At 72.1% G+C, this 20304-nt stretch carries 18 protein-coding genes; 12 read left to right on the top strand and 6 right to left on the bottom strand.

Annotation, left to right across the window (positions count from 1 at the left end; all coding sequences use genetic code 11):
* The first annotated feature begins 36 nt into the window (after positions 1 to 36).
* Positions 37 to 1722 carry a protein kinase domain-containing protein gene (locus tag OHA72_RS60055; protein ID WP_327005012.1) on the top strand — a complete coding sequence of 562 codons (1686 nt, stop codon included), beginning with the start codon at positions 37 to 39 and terminating at the stop codon, positions 1720 to 1722.
* A gap of 43 nt (positions 1723 to 1765) precedes the next feature.
* Here the strand turns inward: OHA72_RS60055 and OHA72_RS60050 are convergent, their stop codons facing one another.
* Positions 1766 to 2329, bottom strand: a complete 564-nt coding sequence (locus tag OHA72_RS60050; protein ID WP_327005011.1) for a TIGR03086 family metal-binding protein — start codon at positions 2327 to 2329, stop codon at positions 1766 to 1768.
* Positions 2330 to 2395: 66 nt separating this feature from the next.
* On the opposite strand from OHA72_RS60050, the gene OHA72_RS60045 reads away from it, so the two are divergent.
* Entirely contained in the window at positions 2396 to 3145 is a 750-nt protein-coding gene (locus OHA72_RS60045; RefSeq protein ID WP_327005010.1) for an AraC family transcriptional regulator, read from the top strand.
* Between the two features lie 1119 nt (positions 3146 to 4264).
* Positions 4265 to 5014: a M23 family metallopeptidase gene (locus tag OHA72_RS60040; protein ID WP_327005009.1), complete on the top strand. Its 750-nt coding sequence runs from the start codon at positions 4265 to 4267 to the stop codon at positions 5012 to 5014.
* 11 nt (positions 5015 to 5025) lie between these two features.
* Here the strand turns inward: OHA72_RS60040 and OHA72_RS60035 are convergent, their stop codons facing one another.
* Both OHA72_RS60035 and pta read right to left on the bottom strand, forming a co-directional pair.
* Entirely contained in the window at positions 5026 to 5376 is a 351-nt protein-coding gene (locus OHA72_RS60035; protein WP_327005008.1) for a VOC family protein, read from the bottom strand.
* On the bottom strand, positions 5373 to 7445 hold the full coding sequence (pta, locus tag OHA72_RS60030; RefSeq protein WP_327005007.1) for a phosphate acetyltransferase: 2073 nt from the start codon (positions 7443 to 7445) through the stop codon (positions 5373 to 5375). The genes OHA72_RS60035 and pta overlap by 4 nt, the downstream gene beginning before the upstream one ends.
* Positions 7446 to 7463: 18 nt before the next feature.
* Here pta and OHA72_RS60025 point away from each other — a divergent pair, with 18 nt between their 5' ends.
* Positions 7464 to 8567, top strand: a complete 1104-nt coding sequence (locus OHA72_RS60025) for an acetate/propionate family kinase (RefSeq protein ID WP_327005006.1) — start codon at positions 7464 to 7466, stop codon at positions 8565 to 8567.
* On the opposite strand, the gene OHA72_RS60020 is transcribed toward OHA72_RS60025, so the two are convergent.
* Together OHA72_RS60020 and OHA72_RS60015 are read right to left on the bottom strand one after the other, a co-directional pair.
* Positions 8564 to 9436, bottom strand: a complete 873-nt coding sequence (locus tag OHA72_RS60020; RefSeq protein ID WP_327005005.1) for a CPBP family intramembrane glutamic endopeptidase — start codon at positions 9434 to 9436, stop codon at positions 8564 to 8566. The two genes, OHA72_RS60025 and OHA72_RS60020, sit on opposite strands and share 4 nt — an antisense overlap.
* A 20-nt stretch (positions 9437 to 9456) precedes the next feature.
* Positions 9457 to 10845, bottom strand: coding sequence for an aminotransferase-like domain-containing protein (locus OHA72_RS60015; protein WP_327005004.1), 1389 nt, complete (start codon positions 10843 to 10845; stop codon positions 9457 to 9459).
* Between the two features lie 144 nt (positions 10846 to 10989).
* On the opposite strand from OHA72_RS60015, the gene OHA72_RS60010 reads away from it, so the two are divergent.
* The 8 genes from OHA72_RS60010 to OHA72_RS59975 all read left to right on the top strand — a co-directional run bounded on the left by OHA72_RS60010 (position 10990) and on the right by OHA72_RS59975 (position 19351).
* The gene (locus OHA72_RS60010) at positions 10990 to 11829 is read left to right on the top strand and encodes a nitrilase-related carbon-nitrogen hydrolase (protein WP_327005003.1); all 840 of its coding nucleotides are present in this window, start codon (positions 10990 to 10992) and stop codon (positions 11827 to 11829) included.
* Entirely contained in the window at positions 11826 to 13229 is a 1404-nt protein-coding gene (hydA, locus tag OHA72_RS60005) for a dihydropyrimidinase (RefSeq protein ID WP_327005002.1), read from the top strand. The genes OHA72_RS60010 and hydA overlap by 4 nt, the downstream gene beginning before the upstream one ends.
* Before the next feature lie 16 nt (positions 13230 to 13245).
* Positions 13246 to 14730 carry a CoA-acylating methylmalonate-semialdehyde dehydrogenase gene (locus tag OHA72_RS60000; RefSeq protein ID WP_327005001.1) on the top strand — a complete coding sequence of 495 codons (1485 nt, stop codon included), beginning with the start codon at positions 13246 to 13248 and terminating at the stop codon, positions 14728 to 14730.
* A 3-nt stretch (positions 14731 to 14733) separates the two neighbouring features.
* The gene (locus OHA72_RS59995) at positions 14734 to 15744 is read left to right on the top strand and encodes a TIGR03842 family LLM class F420-dependent oxidoreductase (protein WP_327005000.1); all 1011 of its coding nucleotides are present in this window, start codon (positions 14734 to 14736) and stop codon (positions 15742 to 15744) included.
* The gene (locus OHA72_RS59990) at positions 15741 to 16601 is read left to right on the top strand and encodes an ABC transporter permease (protein ID WP_327004999.1); all 861 of its coding nucleotides are present in this window, start codon (positions 15741 to 15743) and stop codon (positions 16599 to 16601) included. The genes OHA72_RS59995 and OHA72_RS59990 overlap by 4 nt, the downstream gene beginning before the upstream one ends.
* 85 nt (positions 16602 to 16686) lie before the next feature.
* On the top strand, positions 16687 to 17445 hold the full coding sequence (locus OHA72_RS59985; protein WP_327004998.1) for an ABC transporter ATP-binding protein: 759 nt from the start codon (positions 16687 to 16689) through the stop codon (positions 17443 to 17445).
* Positions 17442 to 18200: an ABC transporter permease gene (locus OHA72_RS59980; protein WP_327004997.1), complete on the top strand. Its 759-nt coding sequence runs from the start codon at positions 17442 to 17444 to the stop codon at positions 18198 to 18200. The genes OHA72_RS59985 and OHA72_RS59980 overlap by 4 nt, the downstream gene beginning before the upstream one ends.
* 17 nt (positions 18201 to 18217) lie before the next feature.
* Positions 18218 to 19351 (top strand): ABC transporter substrate-binding protein, encoded by a 1134-nt coding sequence (locus tag OHA72_RS59975; protein WP_327004996.1) that lies wholly within the window; start codon positions 18218 to 18220, stop codon positions 19349 to 19351.
* Here OHA72_RS59975 and OHA72_RS59970 read toward each other — a convergent pair.
* Entirely contained in the window at positions 19326 to 20201 is an 876-nt protein-coding gene (locus OHA72_RS59970) for a PfkB family carbohydrate kinase (protein ID WP_327004995.1), read from the bottom strand. The two genes, OHA72_RS59975 and OHA72_RS59970, sit on opposite strands and share 26 nt — an antisense overlap.
* Positions 20202 to 20304 lie beyond the last annotated feature (103 nt).

Here is a 20304-nt window from a genome sequence, read left to right as displayed (position 1 = left end):
GACCACTGGGCGAGCAGTAAGGAACCTCGGGTCGCGATGATGCTGCAACGCCGGTATCGGCTCGAGCGGCTGATCGGTGCGGGCACCACCAGCGAGGTCTGGCAGGGCCACGACGAGCTCCTGCGCCGCCAGGTGGCCATCCGTCTGCTGCGCGACGACCGTGCCGAGCTCGCCGATTCGTTCCTCGCCGAGGGCCGCGCCGCCGCCCGGCTCACCCACGCCAACGTCGCCGCCGTCTACGACGTCGGCACGGTCGAGCTGCCCTCCCGCGGCGACGTGCCGTACGTGGTGATGGAGTTCGTCGACGGCGGCACCGTCGCCGACCGCCTCCGCCACGGCCCCCTCACCCCCGACGAGGCCGCCCAGGTCGGCGCGGAGGTCGGCGCCGCCCTCGCCCACGCCCACGGCCAGTGGGTCACCCACGGCGCGCTCACCACCGCGAAGGTCGCCCTCACCGACGTCGGCGCGAAGGTGTTCGGCTTCACCGACCGCCGCGGAGACGACCCGCACGACGTCAGCCTCGACGTGTACGCCCTGGGCGCCCTCCTGCACGCAGCCCTCACGACACCCACCTCCGCGCAGCTCGACCTCGTCGCGCCGTCCGCCCTGGCCACCCTCATCGCGCGGTGCCTGGACCCGGACCCGGTCCTGCGCCCCGGCAGCGACGAGGCGGCGCTCGCCTTCGCCCGCATCGCCGGCACCCGGGTCGACCTGCCCGCCTGGTACACGCTGTCCGCCGTCACCCAGGACCTTGCCGCGCCGGCGGGACAGATCCCGGCCCGCCAGTCCGCGGCCCGGATCACCGCCAGCCGCCTGGCCGCGGTCAGGCTGTCCGCCGGCCGGCCGTTCTCCTCCCGCCGCCCGTCGGTGCTGGCACGGGCGTTCCCGCCGGTGCGCCTGCGCCGCGATGCCGTCGACGGTGCTGCTGCGGGTGGTGCCGCTGCCGGTGGTGCTGTTTTTGCGGGAGGGGCCGCTTCCGGTGGCGCTGCTTCCGGTGGCGCTGCATCTGGTGGCGCTGCATCTGGTGGCGCTGCTTCCGGTGGGGCTGCTTCCGGTCATGCTGCTCAGCCCGGTGGGCCCAGGCCGTGGATCCGGCCCGCCGCGCAGCTCGGCGCCCGCTCCGCCGCGCACACGCGCGTCGTGCTGGCGAAGCTGCCGTTCGGGGCGCAGTCCCGCGGCGCGCACTCCCGCTCCGGCGCGGCGGCGCTCAACGACGTGACCCTCGTCGACCTGCGCTCCGCCCGGACCGCCCCACCGCCGCGCCCCGTCACCCCGGCGCCGAGCAGCGGCCGCCGCTGGGCGATCCGCGCCGCCGTCGGCTCGGTCGTCGCGGGGATCGTGTCCCTCGCCGCCGTCGCCGCCCTCGGCCAGCCACAGGCGGAGGGGCGCCCCCGTCGAGCGGTTCGCTGCAGACCGCGACGGCCGCCGCCAGCCCCGTCCCGGCCGTCACGACGACCCGGGCCCCGGCGCCCCGGCGGCGACGACCGCCCCGCCGCACACCCAGCCGGCCACGCGCCCGCCGACGACCCGCCCGACCTCCACCCGCCCGTCGACGTCGCCATCGGCCAGCGCGTCGGCGTCGGCCTCCCCGTCCGCGTCGCCCTCCGCGTCGCCGTCGGGCTCGGCATCGCCGTCGACGTCTCCGTCGGCGTCGGTCACTGCCTCCCCGAGCGCCTCCCCGGCGGCGTCCCCCGCCGGCGAGTAGGCCTGCACACCCGGTGATCGGTCCGGTTCAGGAGGCCAGGCCGGGTGACCCGGGTCCGGGTCAGGGGGTCCAGGCCGGGTCGCGGCCGCTGAGACCGAGGGCCCTGGCCAGCGTCGGCGCGGATGCCAGCACGGGGACCTCGGCGGCGTACACACCCATCTCGCGGCCCATGACGGCGCAGCGGGCGATCTCGTCGTACACCCGCAGCACAAGCGTGTCGTCCCAGTGCGGGTCGACCCGTGAGGCGCGAGCCAGGTCCCAGCCGTGCAGGACCAGCTCGCCGAGCACCATGCCACCGATCAGGTCCGCGGGCAGCTCCATCGGTCCGCCCATCCGGGTCGTGCCTTCCCACGCCGCCGGGTCGCTCCACGCGCCGGCGGTGGCGTCGATCTGCGCCCGCAGCAGCGCCCGCCAGTCGCCTCCGGTGCGGTCGACCGCCGGCCCCGGCGCGAGCGCCTCCTTGCGCGCCGCCGCGGCGAGGACCGGGCCCCAGTGCAGCAGGTGGTTCACCAGCGCGCGCACGTCCCACCCCGTGCACGGTGTCGGTGCGTCGAGCGAGTCGATGCCGTCCACGATCTTCAACGTCACCGGAGTGGCGATCCCGATGAGCAGATGTCCGTCCATCACCCCGACGGTAGGGCCCGCGCCGCGGCAGGTCTTGGACAAACGCGACGGCTACGCTGTGCACTCGTGCGCGACCCGAGGGAGCTGTCCGGGGCGTGGGCGGCGTTCCAGCAGCACGGCTCCGCCCCGCCGAGCCCTGCCCTCACCGGGGTCGTCGGCCGCTACTGGTGGGCGAGCTGGGACCTGCGCGGGCAGCCGCCGTACCGGCAACTGCTCCCACCGACCCCGGGCGTCCACCTGACCTTCCCCAGCGACGGCGAGCCCCTGCTGCGCGGCGTGCACCGCCGCCACTTCCACCGCGTCCTGTCCGGCGCCGGCGGCGTCCTCGGGGTCGCGTTCGTGCCCGGCACGTTCCGCCGCTTCCTGGACGCCCCCGTCAGCTCCCTGACTGACCGCACCGTGCCCGCCACCACGATCTTCGGCCCCGACCTGCCCACCACCGGCATGGCCGCCGTCGACGCCTTCCTGGCCGACCACCTGCCACCCGACCCGACCGGCGACGAGGTCGCGTCCTGGGTCCGCCGCGCGTCCACCACCCCCGACCTGCGCCGCGTGGACGACCTGGCCGCGCTGTGCGGCGTGGGCGTACGCCGCCTCCAACGCCTCTTCGCCGACCACGTCGGGGTGAGCCCGAAGTGGCTGCTGCGCCGCTTCCGCCTGCAGGACGTGACCGACACCCTCGCCGCCGCGCCCGGCGCACCGGTCGACTGGGCCGGCCTCGCCGCCGACCTCGGTTATGTCGACCAGGCCCACCTGAGCAGGGACTTCGCCGCCATGTTCGGCGAACCCCCGACGACGTACGCCGCCCGGTACTGACCCCACGCGCTGGAAAGCGGCCGGAGCCGACGCCGGACCGAGAAGCACCACCCACGGGACCGCAATCTTCGCCGCACCGCACCCTTTGCCATGTCCGAATAGAACCTTTTGCCCGCTGGTCCTGTATACGGGGCGGAACTCACCGGTGATCGAAGGCGCGTCCGGTTCGTCGGGGCGACCGCGGCCGTCCTTCGATCATGGCAGCAAGATCAAACCCACTGGACGCACGCGACGTCGGCCGCTGTCCGCTGAGCAGCGGTGCGCGCCGCGCGGCGACGTGTGCCGGGCCGCGGCGAAGTCGGAAGGGAAGGGCGAGCGCGGTGGCACCAGGACGCCGTGGCTGGGCGGCGGCGTGGCCGGGCGGTGGTGTGGCCGGGGCGGCAATGGGGCTGGGACGTTGCGCTGGACGTGGCGCCCGGACGTGGCGCTGGGCGGCGCGGTGTGTGCCGGGGCGCGACAAGTCGGGAGGTGGTGGGGCGTGGTGGCGGGGAGGTGGGCGCGGTGGTGCCGGGACGTGGTGGCCGGGGCGGTGGCGTGGCCGGGGCGGCGATGGGCCGGGACGTGGTGCTGGGCGGCGCGGTGTGTGCCGGGGCGCGACAAGTCGGGAGGTGGTGGGGCGTGGTGGCGGGGAGGTGGGCGCGGTGGTGCCGGGACGTGGTGGCCGGGGCGGTGGCGTGGCCGGGGCGGCGATGGGCCGGGACGTGGTGCTGGGCGGCGCGGTGTGTGCCGGGGCGCGACAAGTCGGGAGGTGGTGGCGGGAGGCGGGCGCGGTGGTGCCGGGACGTGGTGGCTGGGCGGTGGCGTGGCCAGGTTGCGGTGTGGCCGGGCGGCGGTGGAGTAGGGCGAGGTGCTGGAGTCGGGGCGTGGTGCTGGTGGTGTGGCTGGTTGGCGGCGGAGCTGGGGAGTGGTGTCGGGCGGTGGTGTGGCCGGCGGCGGGTTGGGGCGCGACGTAGTCGGGGGTGGGTGTGGTGGGGCCGGGAAGTGGGGGCTGGGAGGTGGGGATGGCGATCGTCCAGGGCAGTTCGTGGCCGGTCTGGATGGGTGCGGCGGGGCGGCGGTGTGCGCCGAAGGCATGGCTGTGGTGCGGGGGGTTGTTGTGGGGGCGTAGGGTGGCGGGCGATGTTTGCGCTGCGCACCAGGCTTGCCGGTGTCGTCGTGCTGGTGGCGCTCGGCGTCGCCGGCTGTGGCGGCGACCCTGACCCGACCAGCACGTCGACCAGCACCGGCGCCTCCGAGTCGCCCGGGCGGCAGGTCGCCGAAGGCGCGTCGGGGCTCCCGCCGTCAGGCAGTGCCAGTGCGGCGGGCGGGGCCAGCGCGGCGGTCAGCGGTGGTGCGGCCGTCGGGCAGAAGGTCAAGCACGCGTTCCCGGTGCAGGGCAAGGCCTCCTACGCGCGGACCCACCACGACTACCCGGCCAGCGACATCATCGCGGCGTGCGGGCTGACGGCGGTGTCGCCCGTCGACGGCACGGTGCTCGAGGTCACGCGGACCGACACCTGGACGGCGAAGGTCAACGACGGGGCGACGCGCGGCGGGCTGTCCGTGTCGATCCTCGGCGGGGACGGGGTGCGCTACTACATGTCGCACTTCTCCACGATCGACCAGGGCGTCGAGGCGGGCACCGCGGTCAAGGCGGGGCAGCCCGTGGCGAAGGTGGGCAGGACCGGCGACGCCGGAGCCTGCCACATCCACTTCGGGATCGGGCCGGCGTGCCAGAAGACCGGCGACTGGTGGACCCGGCGCGGCGTGATCTGGCCGTGGTCCTACCTGGACGCGTGGAAGGCCGGCACCGAGAAGTCGCCGGTCGCCGAGGTCGAGAAGTGGCAGCAGCAGCACGGCTGCCCGGCCAAGCCGCTCACGAACCCCTGACGAAGGCCGGCTCAGTCGAAGCACAGGCAGAACGGGTGGCCCGACGGGTCGCTGTAGACACGGAAGCCTGCCTCCTTCGTGGACAGCAGGGTCGCGCCCATCCGCAGCACCTTGGCCTCGGCGGCGTCGATGTCGTCGACCTGGATGTCGAGGTGGATCTGCTGCGGGAAGTTGGGGTCGGGCCACAGCGGCGCCCGGAATTCCGGGGCGTGCTGGAAGCTGAGCTTCGTGGTGCCGTCGCCGATGTCGACCCAGTCGCCGTCGACGCGGGTGACCGGCAGGTCGAGCAGCTCGGAATAGAACCGGGCGAGGGACTGCGGGTCTGGGGAATCGAGGACCACTGCGGTGAGTTTCGCCGTCATGCCTCCATCGTGCCCGAGGGGTCTGACAAAAAACCTTGTGCCTGGATGGCCGTGATGGCCACGGTGTTGACGATGTCCTTCACGGTCGCGCCGCGGGACAGGTCGTTGACGGGTTTGCGCAGGCCCTGCATGACGGGGCCGACGGCGACCGCGCCCGCGGAGCGCTGCACCGCCTTGTACGTGTTGTTGCCCGTGTTCAGGTCCGGGAACACGAAGACGGTGGCCTGACCGGCGACGGTGCTGCCCGGCAGCTTGGTGGCCGCCACCGAGGGGTCGACGGCGGCGTCGTACTGGATCGGGCCCTCCACCGGCAGGTCGGGGCGGCGGGAACGCACCAGCGCGGTCGCCGAGGCCACCTTGGTCACGTCGGCGCCGGCGCCGGACGTCCCGGTCGAGTACGACAGCATCGCCACGCGTGGCTCGATGCCGAACTGCGCAGCCGTCGTCGCGGAGGACGACGCGATGTCGGCGAGCTGCTCCGCGTCGGGGTCCGGGTTGACGGCGCAGTCGCCGTACACCAGGACACGGTCGGGCAGGAGCATGAAGAAGACACTGGAGGCGACGCCAAGACCCGGCACCGTCTTGATGATCTCGAACGCGGGCCGGATCGTGGCCGCCGTGGTGTGCGTGGCGCCGGAGACCATGCCGTCGGCGAGGCCCAGGTGGACCATCATCGTGCCGAAGTAGGAGACGTCGCGGACCACATCCCGCGCCAGGTCCAGCGTTACACCCTTATGTGCGCGTAATTCCGCGTAAATCGGCGCAAAGCGCTCCAGTAGCGGCGAAGTCGCCGGATCGATGACCGAAGCATCCGAAATGTCCAGACCCAGGTCCCGCGCCTTCGCGGCGATCACCGCAGGATCCCCCAGTAGCGTCAACGCTGCCACACCCCGCCGCAGCAGGATGTCCGCCGCCCGCAGGATCCGCTCCTCCGTCCCCTCCGGCAGCACCAGGTGCCGCCGGGCCGCGCGGGCACGGTCGATCAGGTCGTACTCGAACATCAGCGGCGTGACCCGCGTCGACGCCGTCAGCTCCAGCGCGGCGGCGAGGGCCGAGGTGTCCACGTGCGACTCGAACGCCCCGAGCGCCGCCGCCACCTTCCGCGGGTTGTCCGGCCCCAGCCGGTGCTCCATCCGCGTCGAGGCCGCGATCGTGTCGTAGCTCGCCGTCGGTACCGACAACACCGCGAGACCCGTGTTCAGCCGCTCGAACAACGCCAGCGCCGCCGGGTCCGGGGCGATCCCCAGCGTCAGCACGATCCCGGCCAGCGGCATCGTGCCGGAGGCGTGGGCCGCGGCCGCCGCCACGAGCAGGTCCGCCCGGTCGCCCGGGGTGATGAGCAGGCAGTTGTCCGTCAGGTGCGACAGGAGCGCGGGCACCTGCGCCGCACCGACGACGTAGTCGAGCACGTCCCGTTCGAGCGAGGCCGGCCCGGCGCTGAGCACGCTCGCGCCCAGCGACGCGGCGACCTCCGCGACCGTCGGCGCCGCGACCGTCGCCACGTTCGGGATGGCGTAGCAGGGCACCGGCAGTTTCGGCGGCGGGACCGAGGACTTGTTGACCACCACCGCGGCGACGGTCGTGTCGAGCTCGACGAGAGCGTGGTACGCCTGCCGCGCCACCGAGGCGACGGTCTCGGCGTCCAGGCCGGCGCCGTTGACGACGGCGACCACGACGGCGCCGAACTCGTTGGCGAGCCGGGCGTTGAGCGCGAGCGTCGGGGACTGCTCGTCGTCGAGATCGCTGCCGATCACCACCACGGCGTCATGGTCGCGGGCGATCGGTCGGAACCGCTCCACGATCCGCCCGACGAGCCCTTCGGCGTCACCGGCCGACAGCATCGCGGCCGCCTCCGCCGACGTCACCCCGAAGAGCTCGTGATGCTCGTTGCGGATGTGGTACCGCGAGCGCAGCAACGACAACGTCGGGTCCGGGGTCGCACCGTCGACGAACGGCCGGAACACCCCGATCCTCGGCACCTTCCGCGACAACAGCTCGGCGAGACCGAGCGCGACGGCGGACTTCCCGGAGCCGGATCCGTGTTCGACCAGGTACACGATGCGTGCCACAGCAGTAGTCTGCCTGTCATGATCCTCGTGCTCAACAGCGGCTCGTCGTCGGTGAAGTTCCGGGTCGTCGACCTCACCGACGCCGCAGCCGGCGACCGCGGCTCGGTCGAGCGGATCGGCGAGCCGGGCGGCGTGCCCGACCACGGCGCGGCCCTGGCGCAGATCCTCGGCGGCCTGGACGCCGCCGGCATCACCGCCGTCGGGCACCGCGTCGTGCACGGCGGTGCCACGTTCACCGCGCCGGCCGCCGTGGACGACGCGATGCTCGCCGTGCTGAGGGAGCTGACCCCGCTCGCGCCGCTGCACAACCCGGGCGGCATCGCCGGCATCGAGGCCGCCCGCGCGGCGCTGCCCGGCGTGCCCCACGTGGCCGTGTTCGACACCGCCTTCCACGCGACCCTGCCGCCGCCGGCCCGCACCTACGCCCTGGACCGCGACCTTGCCGCACGGCACGGGATCCGCCGGTACGGCTTCCACGGCACCTCCTGCGACATCGTCTCCCGCCGCACCGCAGACCTGCTCGGCCGTCCCCTCGCCGAGCTCAACCTGATCGTGCTGCACCTCGGCAACGGCGCCAGCGCGACCGCGGTCCGGGGCGGCCGCAGCGTCGAGACGTCGATGGGCCTCACCCCGCTCGAAGGCCTCGTCATGGGCACCCGCTCCGGCGACGTCGACCCGGCCGTCCTGAGCTACCTGCACCGCGCCGCCGGCCTCTCCGGTGCGGCCGCCGAGGAGCAACTGCAGCGCCACGGCGGCCTGCTCGGCCTCGCCGGCGCCAACGACATGCGCACGGTGCTCGCGCGGCGCGAAGCCGGCGACCCCGACGCGGCCCTTGCCTTCGACGTGTACTGCCACCGTCTCAAGAAGTACGTCGGGGCGTATCACGCGGTGCTCGGCCGGCTCGACGCGATCGTGTTCACGGCGGGAGTGGGGGAGCACGCCGCCCCGGTCCGCGCCGCCGCCCTCGACGGCCTGGACATGTGGGGCATCACGGTGGACGCCGACCGCAACGCGGCGCACGCGCCGGTCATCTCCCCCGACGGTGCCCGCGTGACGGTGTGCGTGGTGCCCACGGACGAGGAACTGGCGATCGCCGAGCAGGTCCGCGCCGTGGCGGGTTAGACAGGTGCCGGCACCGCCGCCTGGGACGGCCCCGGTGCGACGGTGCTGAGGCCGCGGCGGCGCGCGAGGTCGGCGACGATCGAGGCGTACACCAGGATCATGACCAGGTCCAGCGCGACGAACTGCCATTGCGCGTCGATCCAGGGTTCGTCGGAGGTGAGCAACCCGAAGCTCGCCTCGTCAAAGCTGGTGCGCAGATCCAGGAACACCACCAGGGCGACGCCCGCCTCCAGGCCGCCCGTGCGCACCGCCAGCCAGCCCAGCACCGCGCTGAGCACGAGGCCCTCCGTGAAGGACCAGGGCCCGAAGGTGCAGAACACGGCGGCGTAGAGGACCGCCTGGACCGCGTTCGCCGGCCACGGCCCGCCGCCGAACGCGGCCATGGCCTGCAGCAGCCAGCCCCGGAAGACGAGCTCCGCGGCGACCGCCACCAGCACGGTCGGCGCGATGAAGGCCAGGAAGGTGAGCACCACCTGGCGGGTGCCGATCGACGAGCCGTAGTCCACGCCGGTCGCGAAGGCGACGACGCCGTACCCGATGGACAGGACGAATGCCGTCGTCGCCGCCTCCAGCAGGCAGCTGCCGAGCCAGCGCCAGCGGGGGCGGCCGAGCACCGACGCGAGCGTGCCGGCCGGCCGGGCCTGGATGGAGAGGACGGCCAGCAGCGCCGCCGCCCAGAGCAGCCCCGCCGCCATCCGGTACACCCAGGTGTTGCCGGGCTCCTCGAAGCTCAGCACGCTCCCCAGCCGCTCCATGAGGAGGTAGGCGGCGGCCAGGGCGAGCGTGCCGAGGACCGGACGCCACCAGCGGTGCGCGGCGGTGCGGGCAAGGCGGTGGAACGGCGCACCCGGCTCGGGCAGGCTCAGCATGGGCGCAAGTAGAGCAGTTTTCAGCGCCAGCCGCGGGGGTGGTTGGCGGTGCGGGGTCCGCTGCCGCGGACCGTCGCGCCCGCGGCCTCGGCCAGCACGTCGGCGAGCTCGTCGTAGCCGTCGCGGACCAGGCCGGCCGTGACCCGCACGTGGTCGCTGTCGAGGTGGCTGACCTCGAACGGCGCGCCGGGCGCGACCGCGATCCCGTGCGCCGCGAGGGTCAGCATCGCCACCTGCTGGTTGGCGACGGCCATCCACAGGTTGATCCCGTCGGCGGCGGTGGCGGTCACGCCCCGGGCGTCGAGGGCGTCCAGCAGGGCGGTGCGACGGCGGGCGTACTCGTCGCGGGCGTGCGCTATCTGGTCCACTGTGGACGGATCGGTGAGCAGCTCGACGAGGACGGCCTGCAGCAGGCGGCTGGACCAGCCGGGGCCGAGGAGGCGGCGGTCGGTGACGGCGGTGACCACGTCGGCGGGGCCGCCGATGGCGGCGAGGCGCAGGTCGGGGCCGTGGCTCTTGGAGAAGCTCAGCACGTGCACGGTCCGGTCCGGCAGCCGCCGGCCGAGGCTGACGGGAGGCGCGGTCGCGATCCCGCCGGCGTGGTCGTCCTCGATGACGGTCACGGCCGGGTGCTTGGCCAGGACGCGGGCGAGCTTGTCGGCGCGGGCCTGGGTCATGCTCGCGCCGGTCGGGTTGTGGGCGCGGGGCTGCAGGTACACGGCGACGGGCTCGTAGCTCTTGAGGGCCGTGGCGAGGTCCTCGGGGCGCATCCCGTGCTCGTCGATGGCGACCCCGACGACCGTGGCGCCGACGGCTTCGAGCAGGTCCAGCATCGGCGGGAACGCGGGGTTCTCGACCAGGACGTGGTCGCCGAAGCGGACCACGGTGCCGGTGATCCTGTCGAGCGCGTCCATGGCGCCGTCGACCACGGTCAGCTGCGCAGGCGGGAACGGCCAGCGGTCCCGCAGCACCGCCTCCAGCGACGGCAGGACCGCGCCGTCGAGGTAGCTGGTGGTGAGCCGGGCGTCGCCGATGCGGCGCAGCGCGTCCGTGAGTGACGGCAGCAGGTCGTAGTCGGGCACGCCGGTGGAGTAGTCCCGCACGAGGCCCGCACCCAGCTCGCCGACGCGCCCGCCGAGCTGCGCGTATCGCAGGCGCTGCCGGGGCAGCGACGGGGTGGCGACGAACGTGCCGGAGCGGCCCCGGGTCTGGATCGCGCCGGCGCGGGCCAGGCTGCGCCACGCCTCGGAGACGGTGGTCGGGCTGATCCCGAGCTCGCGCGCGACGTCCCGCACGGTCGGCAGGCGGGAGCCCGCCGGCAGCGTCCCGGCGGTCACCAGGCGGCTGACGGCGGCGGCGATTCCGCGGGCGCTGCGGTCGTCGACCGCCCCGGCGATGAGCGCGAGCAAATTACATCTCCGAAACATTCTGTAACGCTTGGACCATTGTCCGCCTAGATTTGTGTCGTTAGTGTCCTACGGCATCCGACCCAATACAAGGTCAACCGCGGAAGCCGCCGAAGGACACAGTGGACTGACCAGAGAGGGGCAGCCATGGCAGATGTCATCCGCGCCGCCATCGTCCAGACAGGCTGGACGGGCGACAAGGAATCGATGATCAAGGCCCATGAGGACTACGCGCGGCAGGCAGCGGCGCAGGGTGCGAAGGTGATCTGCTTCCAGGAGCTGTTCTACGGGCCCTACTTCTGCCAGGTGCAGGACAAGGCCTACTACGAGTACGCCGAGTCCATCCCCGGGCCGACGACGGAGCGGTTCCAGGCGCTCGCCGCAGAGCTCGGCATGGTGATGGTGCTGCCGATGTACGAGCAGGAGCAGCCCGGCGTCCTGTACAACACCGCCGCCGTGGTGGACGCGGACGGCAGCTACCTCGGCAAGTACCGCAAGAACCACATCCCGCAGGTCAAGGGCTTCTGGGAGAAGTTCTACTTCCGCCCCGGCAACCTCGGCTACCCCGTCTTCGACACGGCGGTGGGCAAGGTCGGCGTCTACATCTGCTACGACCGGCACTTCCCGGAAGGCTGGCGGGCGCTCGGCCTCAACGGCGCGCAGATCGTGTTCAACCCGTCCGCGACCAGCCGTGGCCTGTCGGCGTACCTGTGGCAGCTGGAGCAGCCGGCCAGTGCCGTGGCCAACGAGTACTTCATCGGTGCGATCAACCGCACCGGCATCGAGGACCTCGGCGAGAACGACTTCTACGGCACCTCCTACTTCGTCGACCCGGAGGGCAAGTTCGTCGGTGAGGTCGGCGACGCGCACAACCCGGAGCTGATCGTCCGCGACCTCGACCTGGGCCTCCTCGCCGAGGTGCGGGACCGATGGCAGTTCTACCGGGACCGCCGTCCCGACGCCTACGGGGACCTGGTGAAGCCGTGATCCTGATCAAGGGCGGGACCGTCGTCGGTCCCACAGGGGCGATCCCCGCCGACGTGCTCGTCGTCGGGGAGCAGGTCGCCGCGATCTTCGCGCCGGATCAGGGGCCGCAGGAGGGCGACTTCGAGACGATCGACGCGACCGGCAAGTACGTCATCCCCGGCGGCGTCGACGCGCACACCCACATGGAGCTGCCGTTCGGCGGCACCTTCGCCAGCGACACGTTCGACACCGGCACCCGCGCCGCCGCGTGGGGCGGCACGACCACCATCATCGACTTCGCCGTGCAACGCACCGGTGAGGTGGTCCAGGACGGGCTCGCCGCGTGGCACGGCAAGGCCGACGGCAACTGCCACGTCGACTACGCGTTCCACATGATCCTCGGCGGCGTCGACGACGAGTCGCTCAAGGCCATGGACACCCTGGTGGCCGACGAGGGGATCACGAGCTTCAAGCTGTTCATGGCGTACCCCGGTGTCTTCTACAGCGACGACGGCCAGATCCTGCGTGCCATGCAGAAGGCCCGCGACAACGGCGCCATGATCATGATGCACGCGGAGAACGGGCCGGCGATCGACGTGCTCGTCAAGCAGGCCCTGGAGCGGGGTGAGACCGACCCGATCCACCACGGCCTCACCCGCCCCGAGGCCCTGGAGGCGGAGGCAACCAGCCGCGCTATCTGGCTCGCCGGCGTCGCGGCCGACTGCCCGCTCTACATCGTGCACTTGTCGGCGAGCAAGGCCCTGGAGCAGGTCGCCGCCGCCCGCGACCTCGGCCGCAACGTGTTCGCCGAGACCTGCCCGCAGTACCTGTACCTGACGCTCGAGGACCAGCTGGGCGCGCCCGGCTTCGAGGGTGCGAAGTGGGTCTGCTCGACGCCGCTGCGCAGCAAGCACGAGACCCACCGCGCCGACCTGTGGAAGGGCCTGCGCAGCAACGACCTGTCGGTCGTGTCCACCGACCACTGCCCCTTCTGCTTCAAGGACCAGAAGGAGCTCGGCATCGGGGACTTCTCGAAGATCCCCAACGGCATCGGCAGCGTCGAGCACCGCGTCGACCTGCTGTACCAAGGCGTCGTCGACGGCAAGCTCAGCCTCGCCCGCTGGGTCGAGACGATCGCCACCACCCCGGCACGCATGTTCGGCCTGTTCCCGCGCAAGGGCATCATCGCGCCCGGGTCCGACGCGGACATCGTGCTGTACGACCCGGCGGCCCGCACCCGCATCGGCGTCGAGACGCACCACATGAACATGGACCACTCCGCCTGGGAAGGCTACGAGATCGCCGGGAAGGTCGACACCGTCATGTCCCGCGGCCGGGTCATCGTCTCCGACGGTGCCTACCACGGCAGCAAGGGGCATGGGCAGTTCGTCCGCCGCGGACTCTCCGACTACCTGATCTGAAACAGAGGGCAACACCATGCGTGAGATCAAGCATTGGCTCGACGGTGCCGCGGTTGCCGGCACCAGCGGCCGCCAGTTGCCGGTCTGGGACCCGGCGACCGGTGAGCAGCAGGCGTACGTCGTCGCCGCGACCAAGGAAGAGACCGACCGGGCCGTCGCCAGCGCCCTCAAGGCGTTCCCGGCGTGGCGGGCGGCGTCGCTGTCCCGCCGCGCCGAGGTGATGTTCCGGTTCCGGGAGCTGGTCGACGCCAACCGCAAGGAGATCGCGGCGCTCGTCAGCCAGGAGCACGGCAAGACCGTTGCCGACGCGGGCGGCGAGCTGGCCCGCGGCCTGGAGAACATCGAGTTCGCCACCGGCGCGCCGCACCTGCTCAAGGGCGGCTACAGCGAGCAGGCGTCGACCGGTGTCGACGTGTATTCGATCCGCCAGCCCCTGGGGGTCGTCGCCGGGATCACGCCGTTCAACTTCCCGGCGATGGTGCCGATGTGGATGTTCGCCAACGCGCTCGTCTGCGGCAACACGTTCGTGCTCAAGCCGAGCGAGAAGGACCCGTCCGTCTCGCTGCTCCTGGCGGACCTGCTGCGCCAGGCAGGGCTGCCCGACGGCGTGTTCAACGTCGTGCAGGGTGACCGGGTCGCGGTGGAGACCCTGCTGAGCCACCCCGACGTGCAGGCGTTGAGCTTCGTCGGCTCCACGCCGATCGCGAAGCTCGTCTACGAGGCCGGCACGAAGGCCGGCAAGCGGATCCAGGCTCTCGGCGGCGCGAAGAACCACATGGTGGTGCTGCCCGACGCGGATATCAACAGTGCCGCCGACGCCGCGGTCTCCGCCGGGTACGGCTCGGCGGGGGAGCGCTGCATGGCGATCTCGGTCGTCGTCGCTGTCGGTGCCTCAGCCGACCCCCTGGTGGCGGCGATCAGCGAACGGATCGGCCGGATCGCGGTCGGCCCGGCCAGCGACCCGTCCGCGGAGATGGGCCCGCTGATCAGCCGTGAGCACCGCGACAAGGTCGCCGGATACCTGGCGAACGCAGGCGATGCGGAGGTCGTCGTGGACGGCCGGGACGCCCCGGTCAGCAGCGGCCCCGGCTTCTTCCTCGGCGCGTCGCTGGTCGACAAGGTCAGCACCGACTCGCCGCTGTACACCGACGAGATCTTCGGCCCGGTCCTGTCCGTGGTCCGTGTCGACAGCTACGACGAAGCCCTGAAACTCGTCAACGACAACGAGTACGGCAACGGCACCGCCATCTTCACCCGCGACGGCGGCGCCGCCCGGCAGTTCCAGTACGACGTCGTCTGCGGCATGGTCGGCGTCAACGTGCCGGTCCCGGTCCCGGTCGCCTACTACAGCTTCGGCGGCTGGAAGTCCTCGCTCTTCGGCGACCTGCACATGTACGGGCCCGAAGGGATCCAGTTCTACACGCGCAGCAAGGTCGTCACCTCCCGCTGGCCCGACCCGGCCACCTCGGAGGTCGACCTCGGATTCCCGAAGGTGAGGTGACGGATGGACGTTGGGGTGGTGCTCCAGTGCGACCCGCCGGCAACACGGACGGTCGAGCTGGCGAAGCAGGCTGAGGCCGCCGGTTTCAGCCACGTGTGGACGTTCGACTCGCACGTGCTGTGGCAGGAGCCGTTCGTCATCTACAGCAAGATCCTCGCCGACACCGAACGGGTGATCGTCGGGCCGATGGTGACCAACCCCGGCACCCGCGACTGGACCGTGACGGCGTCGCTGTTCGCCACCCTCAACGAGATGTACGGCAACCGCACCGTGTGCGGCATCGGCCGCGGCGACTCCGCCGTGCGGGTCCTCGGCAGCCGGCCGACGACCCTCGCGGAGCTGCGCGAGTGCGTGCAGGTGATCCGGGAGCTCGGCAACGGCCGGCAGGTCCACCTGCGCGACCGGGACCTGCAGTTCGCGTGGGCACCCGACAGCCGGCTCGAGGTGTGGGTCGCCGCCTACGGGCCGAAGGCCCTGGCGCTCACCGGCGAGGTCGGCGACGGCTACATCCTGCAGCTCGCCGACCCCGACATCGCCGCCTGGATGATCAAGGCGGTGTGGGAGGCGGCGGAGAAGGCGGGCCGCGACCCGGCCGCGATCAAGTTCTGCGTGGCCGCACCGGCGTACGTCGGCGATGACTCAAACGAATCCATGGCGCACCAGCGGGAGCAGACCCGCTGGTTCGGCGGGATGGTCGGCAACCACATCGCCGACATCGTCGAACGCTACGGCAGCTCCGGGGCGGTCCCGACGGCCCTGACCGACTACATCGCCGGCCGCAAGGGCTACGACTACGCCGAGCACGGCCGCGCCGGCAACACGCACACCGACTTCGTGCCCGACGAGATCGTCGACCGGTTCTGCCTCCTCGGCCCGGTCGAGGAGCACCTGAAGCGGCTCGCGGAGCTCAAGGAGCTCGGCGTCGACCAGTTCGCCGTGTACCTGCAGCACGACGCCAAGGAGTCGACGTTGCAGGCGTACGGCGAGCACATCATCCCGGCTGTCACCAGATGAAGAAAATCGTCGGCGCCCTCGGGGGGCTGATCGCCTTCGCCCTGTTGTGGGAGGGGTACAAGGCGGTCGGCAACCCCGAGGGCACCGCGGTCCTCGGGGTGAAGATCCTGCCGCGCGCCGATGACCTGTCGATGCCGCACCTGTGGACCGTGGCGCAGCGGCTCGGCAAGCCGGAGCTCACCGGCGGCCGGCCCGTGTGGCAGGTGGTCCTCGACGCGTGCCTGTTCACCCTCGGTGTGACCGCCGTCGGCTTCGTCGTGGGTACGGCCATCGGCTTCGTCCTGGCGACGCTGATGCAGCGGTTCCGGGTCGTCGAACGGGGCCTGTTGCCCTACGTGGTGCTGTCGCAGACGGTGCCACTGGTCGCGCTCGCCCCGCTCGTCGCCGGCTGGAGCGGCGCGCTGTCGTTCGGACCCTACCCGTGGCAGGACTGGATGACGGTCGCCGTCATCGCCGCCTACCTCGCGTTCTTCCCCGTCGCCGTCGGGCTCCTGCGCGGCCTGCAGTCACCGACGGCCAGCGGCGTCGAGCTGATGCGCAGCTACGCGGCCGGCTGGTGGCGCACCTACGCGAAGCTGCGGCTGCCCGCGGCGCTGCCGTTCCTGTTCCCGGCGCTGCGGCTGGCCGGCGCCGCCGCCGTCGTCGGCGCCGTCGTCGGCGAGATCTCCACCGGCACGCGCGGCGGGATCGGCCGGCTCGTCATCGAATACTCCAGGGAGGCCACCTCTGACCCCGCGAAGGTCTACACCGCCATGCTTGGCGCCGCCGTCCTCGGCCTCGTCGTCGCCGGTGTCGTCAGCCTGCTCGAACTTCCCCTCATGCGTCATCGGCGTCGGGTCGAGGTGAACGTGATATGAGCGGCCCGCAGCGCAGCGGAGGGTTGCGAATCAGCATTGCAGGACTTGGGTCAGGCCGACGCCGGAGCGCAGCGGAGGTGGTGGCATGACCGCCGTGTCGATCGCCGGTGTCAGCAAGGTGTTCAACGCGGGCCGCCCCGACGAGGTGACCGCACTGTCCGATGTGGACCTGACCGTCGACAGTGGACAGTTCGTGTCGCTGATCGGGCCGTCGGGGTGTGGCAAGAGCACCCTGCTGCGGCTCATCGCCGACCTCATCGACCCTACCGCGGGCGCCGTCACCGTCGCCGGGAAACCGGCCGCGCAGGCCCGCCGCGACCAGGAGTACGGCATCGCCTTCCAGCAGGCGGGCCTCTTCGAGTGGCGCACGGTGCGCCGCAACGTCGAGCTGCCCCTGGAACTGCGCAAGATGGGTCGCGCGGCCCGCAAGGAGAAGGCCGAGGAGATGCTCAAGCTGGTCGGCCTGTCCGACTTCGCGGGGCACTATCCGGCGCAACTGTCCGGGGGCATGCAGCAGCGGGTCGCGATCGCCCGCGCCCTGGCCGTACACCCGCCGCTGCTGCTGATGGATGAACCCTTCGGCGCCCTCGACGAGATGACGAGGGAGCGGCTGCAGGGCGAGCTGCTGCAGATCTGCGCGAAGACGGGCACCAGCACGGTGTTCGTCACGCATTCCATCTCCGAGGCGGTGTTCCTGTCCGACAAGGTCGTCGTCATGTCGGCCCGCCCCGGCCGGATCACCGCGACGATCGACATCGACCTGCCGGGCCGCGACGAGGCGGCGAGGCAGTCCCCGGCCTACTTCGAACACGTGACCGCGGTCCGGAAAGCGCTCCGGGCATGAGATACGTCCGGTCGATCCTGCCCCCGGTGCTGGTCGGCGTCGCCGCGATCGCCCTGTGGGAACTCGTCGTGAAGGCCGGGCGGATCGCGCCGTTCATCCTGCCCGCGCCGTCGGCGATCTGGGCGCAGCTGGTCGAGCAGCGCGACAACGTCGTCGACGCGGCCCTGGCCAGCGGCGCCAACGCCCTCGTCGGACTCATCGGCGGCACGGTCGTGGCGATCCTCGCCGCGCTCGTGTCCAGCCGGTCGAAGCTGCTCAGCGACATCGCGGTGCCCTACGCCGCGGTCGTCAACGCGCTGCCGATCATCGCCCTCGCCCCGATCCTCAACAACATGTTCGACTCCACGAGCAGCCTGCCGCGGCGGGTCGTGGCCGGGATCATCGCGTTCTTCCCGGTCTTCATCAACACGCTGCGGGGGCTGCGGGAGGTCGACCCGACCCACCGCGAACTGATGGACAGCTACGCGGCGAGCGGCTGGACCTTCGCGCGTCTGGTGCGCCTGCCCGGCGCGCTGCCCTACGTCTTCACCGGTCTACGGCAGGCGTCGTCCCTCGCGGTCATCGCCGCCGTCGTCGCCGAGTACTTCGGCGGCCTGCAGGACGGGCTCGGGGCGCGGATCACCTCCGCCGCCGCGTTCACCGCGTATCCCCGAGCGTGGGCGTTCGTGGTCGGCGCCTGCGCCCTCGGGCTCGTCTTCTACCTGACCACGCTCCTGCTGGAGCGTCTCGCAATGCCCTGGAAGGCCCGTTCATAAAGCCGGAGGAACCCCCCATGAGAACCAGGTCCCTCATCATCGGCACCGCCGTCGCCAGCCTGCTGCTGACCGGCTGCGGCACCGCCGACTCCGACAAACCCGCCACCACCACCAGTGGCGGCGTCACCACCGTGAAGCTGCAGCTGCAGTGGTTCTTCCAGGCCCAGTTCGCGGGCTACATCGCCGCCGTCGACAAGGGCTTCTACAAGGAGCAGGGCCTCGACGTGCAACTCGTCGAGGGCGGCGTCGACATCGTGCCGCAGACCGTCCTGGCCACCGGCAAGGCCGACTACGCCGTCGCGTGGGTGCCGAAGGCCCTGGCCTCGCGGGAGCAGGGCGCCGGCATCACCGACGTCGGCCAGATCTTCGCCCGCTCCGGCACCTACCAGGTCGCGTTCGCCAGCAGCAACATCAAGTCCCCGGCGGACTTCAAGGGCAAGAAGGTCGGCAACTGGGGCTTCGGCAACGAGTTCGAGCTGTTCGCCGGCATGACGAAGGCCGGTCTCGACCCGGGCAAGGACGTCACCCTCGTGCAGCAGCAGTTCGACATGCAGGCGCTGCTGAAGAAGGAGATCGACGTCGCGCAGGCCATGTCCTACAACGAGTACGCGCAGCTGCTGGAGGCCACGAACCCGGCCACCGGCGCGCTGTACCAGCCTTCAGATTTTTCGATCATCGACTGGAAGACCGTCGGCTCCTCGATGCTGCAGGACGCGGTGTGGGCCAACACCGACAAGCTCAAGGACCAGGCGTACCAGGACCAGACGGTGAAGTTCCTGACCGCAACGATCAAGGGCTGGGCGTATTGCCGTGACAAGCCCGAGGAGTGCCGCGACATGGTCGTCGCGAAGGGCTCCAAGCTCGGCAAGAGCCACCAGCTGTGGCAGATGAACGAGGTCAACAAGCTGGTGTGGCCGGCCGCGAAGGGCATCGGCATCATCGACGAGGCCGCCTGGAACCAGACCGTCGACATCTCGATGACGACGAAGAACCAGGTCGGTGACACGGTGCTGAAGAAGAAGCCCGAGGGCCTGTCCTACACCAACGAGTACATGCAGAAGGCCGTCGACGCGGCGAAGGCCGCCGGTGTCGACGTGCTCGGCACCGCGTTCGCACCGCAGACGGTCACCCTGACGGCGGGCGGCGCGTAAACGCCGGGCGGCCGCCGGCGCGCGTGACCACGTCGCCGGCGGCCGCCACCGCGAACCGTCCCGCCTCCCGCGGCGACGACCCGGACAGCAGCGCCGCCGTGAGCGCGGCGGTCAGCGCGTCGCCGCCGCCGGTGGTGTCCACGACGGTGCCGCCAGCGTGCGGGACCGTTTCGTGCCCGCCGCGCCACACGAACAGGTCGCCGCCCTCCTCCAGCGCGAACGCCAGCAGCTTCGGGCCCGCGTCCAGCAGCCCCGGTGCGGCATCGAGGACATCCTTCTCCCGAGCGGGTACGCCCAGCAGCATCGCCGTCTCGCGGGCGTCGGCGCGCAGCACGTCCGCGCCGCGCAGGAGCGCCCGGTCGGTGACGACACCGTCGAGCACCACCAGGCCGCCGGCGACCTCGACGGCCGCGCGGACCGCGGTGAGCGGCTGCTGCAGCTGCACCAGGACCGCGTCCGCGGCGCGCAGCGCCCCCTCGGCGGCGCGGACGTCGGCCTCGGTCAGCAGGACACCCTGCGGCAGGTGCTCCAGGTAGCGCCACCGGCCGCCGTCCTCCAGGACCTCGACGATCAGCCCCGTCGGCGTGCCCGCCCGGCGCACCACGTGCGACACGTCGACGCCGTCGACGGCGGCCCGGGCCAGCAGCGCGTCGCCGACGGGGTCGTCACCGGCGACCGCGACGAGCGCGGCCGGCACCCCGAGCTGCGACAGGCCGACCGCCTGGTTGGCGCCCTTCCCGCCGAGCTGCTCCAGCCGTTCGCGGACCGGGCCGGACGACCCGGCGTCCGGCAGCCGCTCCATGACCATGACGACATCGCGGGCCAACTGCCCGACCACGACCGCACCCATGCCGGCTCCGTTACCCGCCCCGGCGGCGGTTCACGCGTACCCGGTGCCGCACGACGGCGGCATGCCACCCCGGCGCCGGAGGGAGCCCGCACGTAGGCTGATG

Source organism: Dactylosporangium sp. NBC_01737 (assembly GCF_035963215.1).
Classification (GTDB): domain Bacteria; phylum Actinomycetota; class Actinomycetes; order Mycobacteriales; family Micromonosporaceae; genus Dactylosporangium.
Note: the sequence above shows the minus strand (reverse complement) of the source record. Positions and strands in the feature narration are given on the sequence as shown.

What these genes read in the sequence shown, in the direction of transcription:
- OHA72_RS60035 (WP_327005008.1), bottom strand. Translation starts at nt 5,376, where the DNA reads ATGACGGCGAAACTCACCGCAGTGGTCCTCGATTCCCCAGACCCGCAG.
- OHA72_RS59975 (WP_327004996.1), top strand. Translation starts at nt 18,218, where the DNA reads ATGAGAACCAGGTCCCTCATCATCGGCACCGCCGTCGCCAGCCTGCTG.
- OHA72_RS60025 (WP_327005006.1), top strand. Translation starts at nt 7,464, where the DNA reads ATGATCCTCGTGCTCAACAGCGGCTCGTCGTCGGTGAAGTTCCGGGTC.
- OHA72_RS59970 (WP_327004995.1), bottom strand. Translation starts at nt 20,201, where the DNA reads ATGGGTGCGGTCGTGGTCGGGCAGTTGGCCCGCGATGTCGTCATGGTC.
- OHA72_RS59985 (WP_327004998.1), top strand. Translation starts at nt 16,687, where the DNA reads ATGACCGCCGTGTCGATCGCCGGTGTCAGCAAGGTGTTCAACGCGGGC.
- OHA72_RS60010 (WP_327005003.1), top strand. Translation starts at nt 10,990, where the DNA reads ATGGCAGATGTCATCCGCGCCGCCATCGTCCAGACAGGCTGGACGGGC.
- OHA72_RS60020 (WP_327005005.1), bottom strand. Translation starts at nt 9,436, where the DNA reads ATGCTGAGCCTGCCCGAGCCGGGTGCGCCGTTCCACCGCCTTGCCCGC.
- OHA72_RS60055 (WP_327005012.1), top strand. Translation starts at nt 37, where the DNA reads ATGATGCTGCAACGCCGGTATCGGCTCGAGCGGCTGATCGGTGCGGGC.
- OHA72_RS60050 (WP_327005011.1), bottom strand. Translation starts at nt 2,329, where the DNA reads ATGGACGGACATCTGCTCATCGGGATCGCCACTCCGGTGACGTTGAAG.
- OHA72_RS59995 (WP_327005000.1), top strand. Translation starts at nt 14,734, where the DNA reads ATGGACGTTGGGGTGGTGCTCCAGTGCGACCCGCCGGCAACACGGACG.
- OHA72_RS60000 (WP_327005001.1), top strand. Translation starts at nt 13,246, where the DNA reads ATGCGTGAGATCAAGCATTGGCTCGACGGTGCCGCGGTTGCCGGCACC.
- OHA72_RS59990 (WP_327004999.1), top strand. Translation starts at nt 15,741, where the DNA reads ATGAAGAAAATCGTCGGCGCCCTCGGGGGGCTGATCGCCTTCGCCCTG.
- OHA72_RS59980 (WP_327004997.1), top strand. Translation starts at nt 17,442, where the DNA reads ATGAGATACGTCCGGTCGATCCTGCCCCCGGTGCTGGTCGGCGTCGCC.
- OHA72_RS60040 (WP_327005009.1), top strand. Translation starts at nt 4,265, where the DNA reads ATGTTTGCGCTGCGCACCAGGCTTGCCGGTGTCGTCGTGCTGGTGGCG.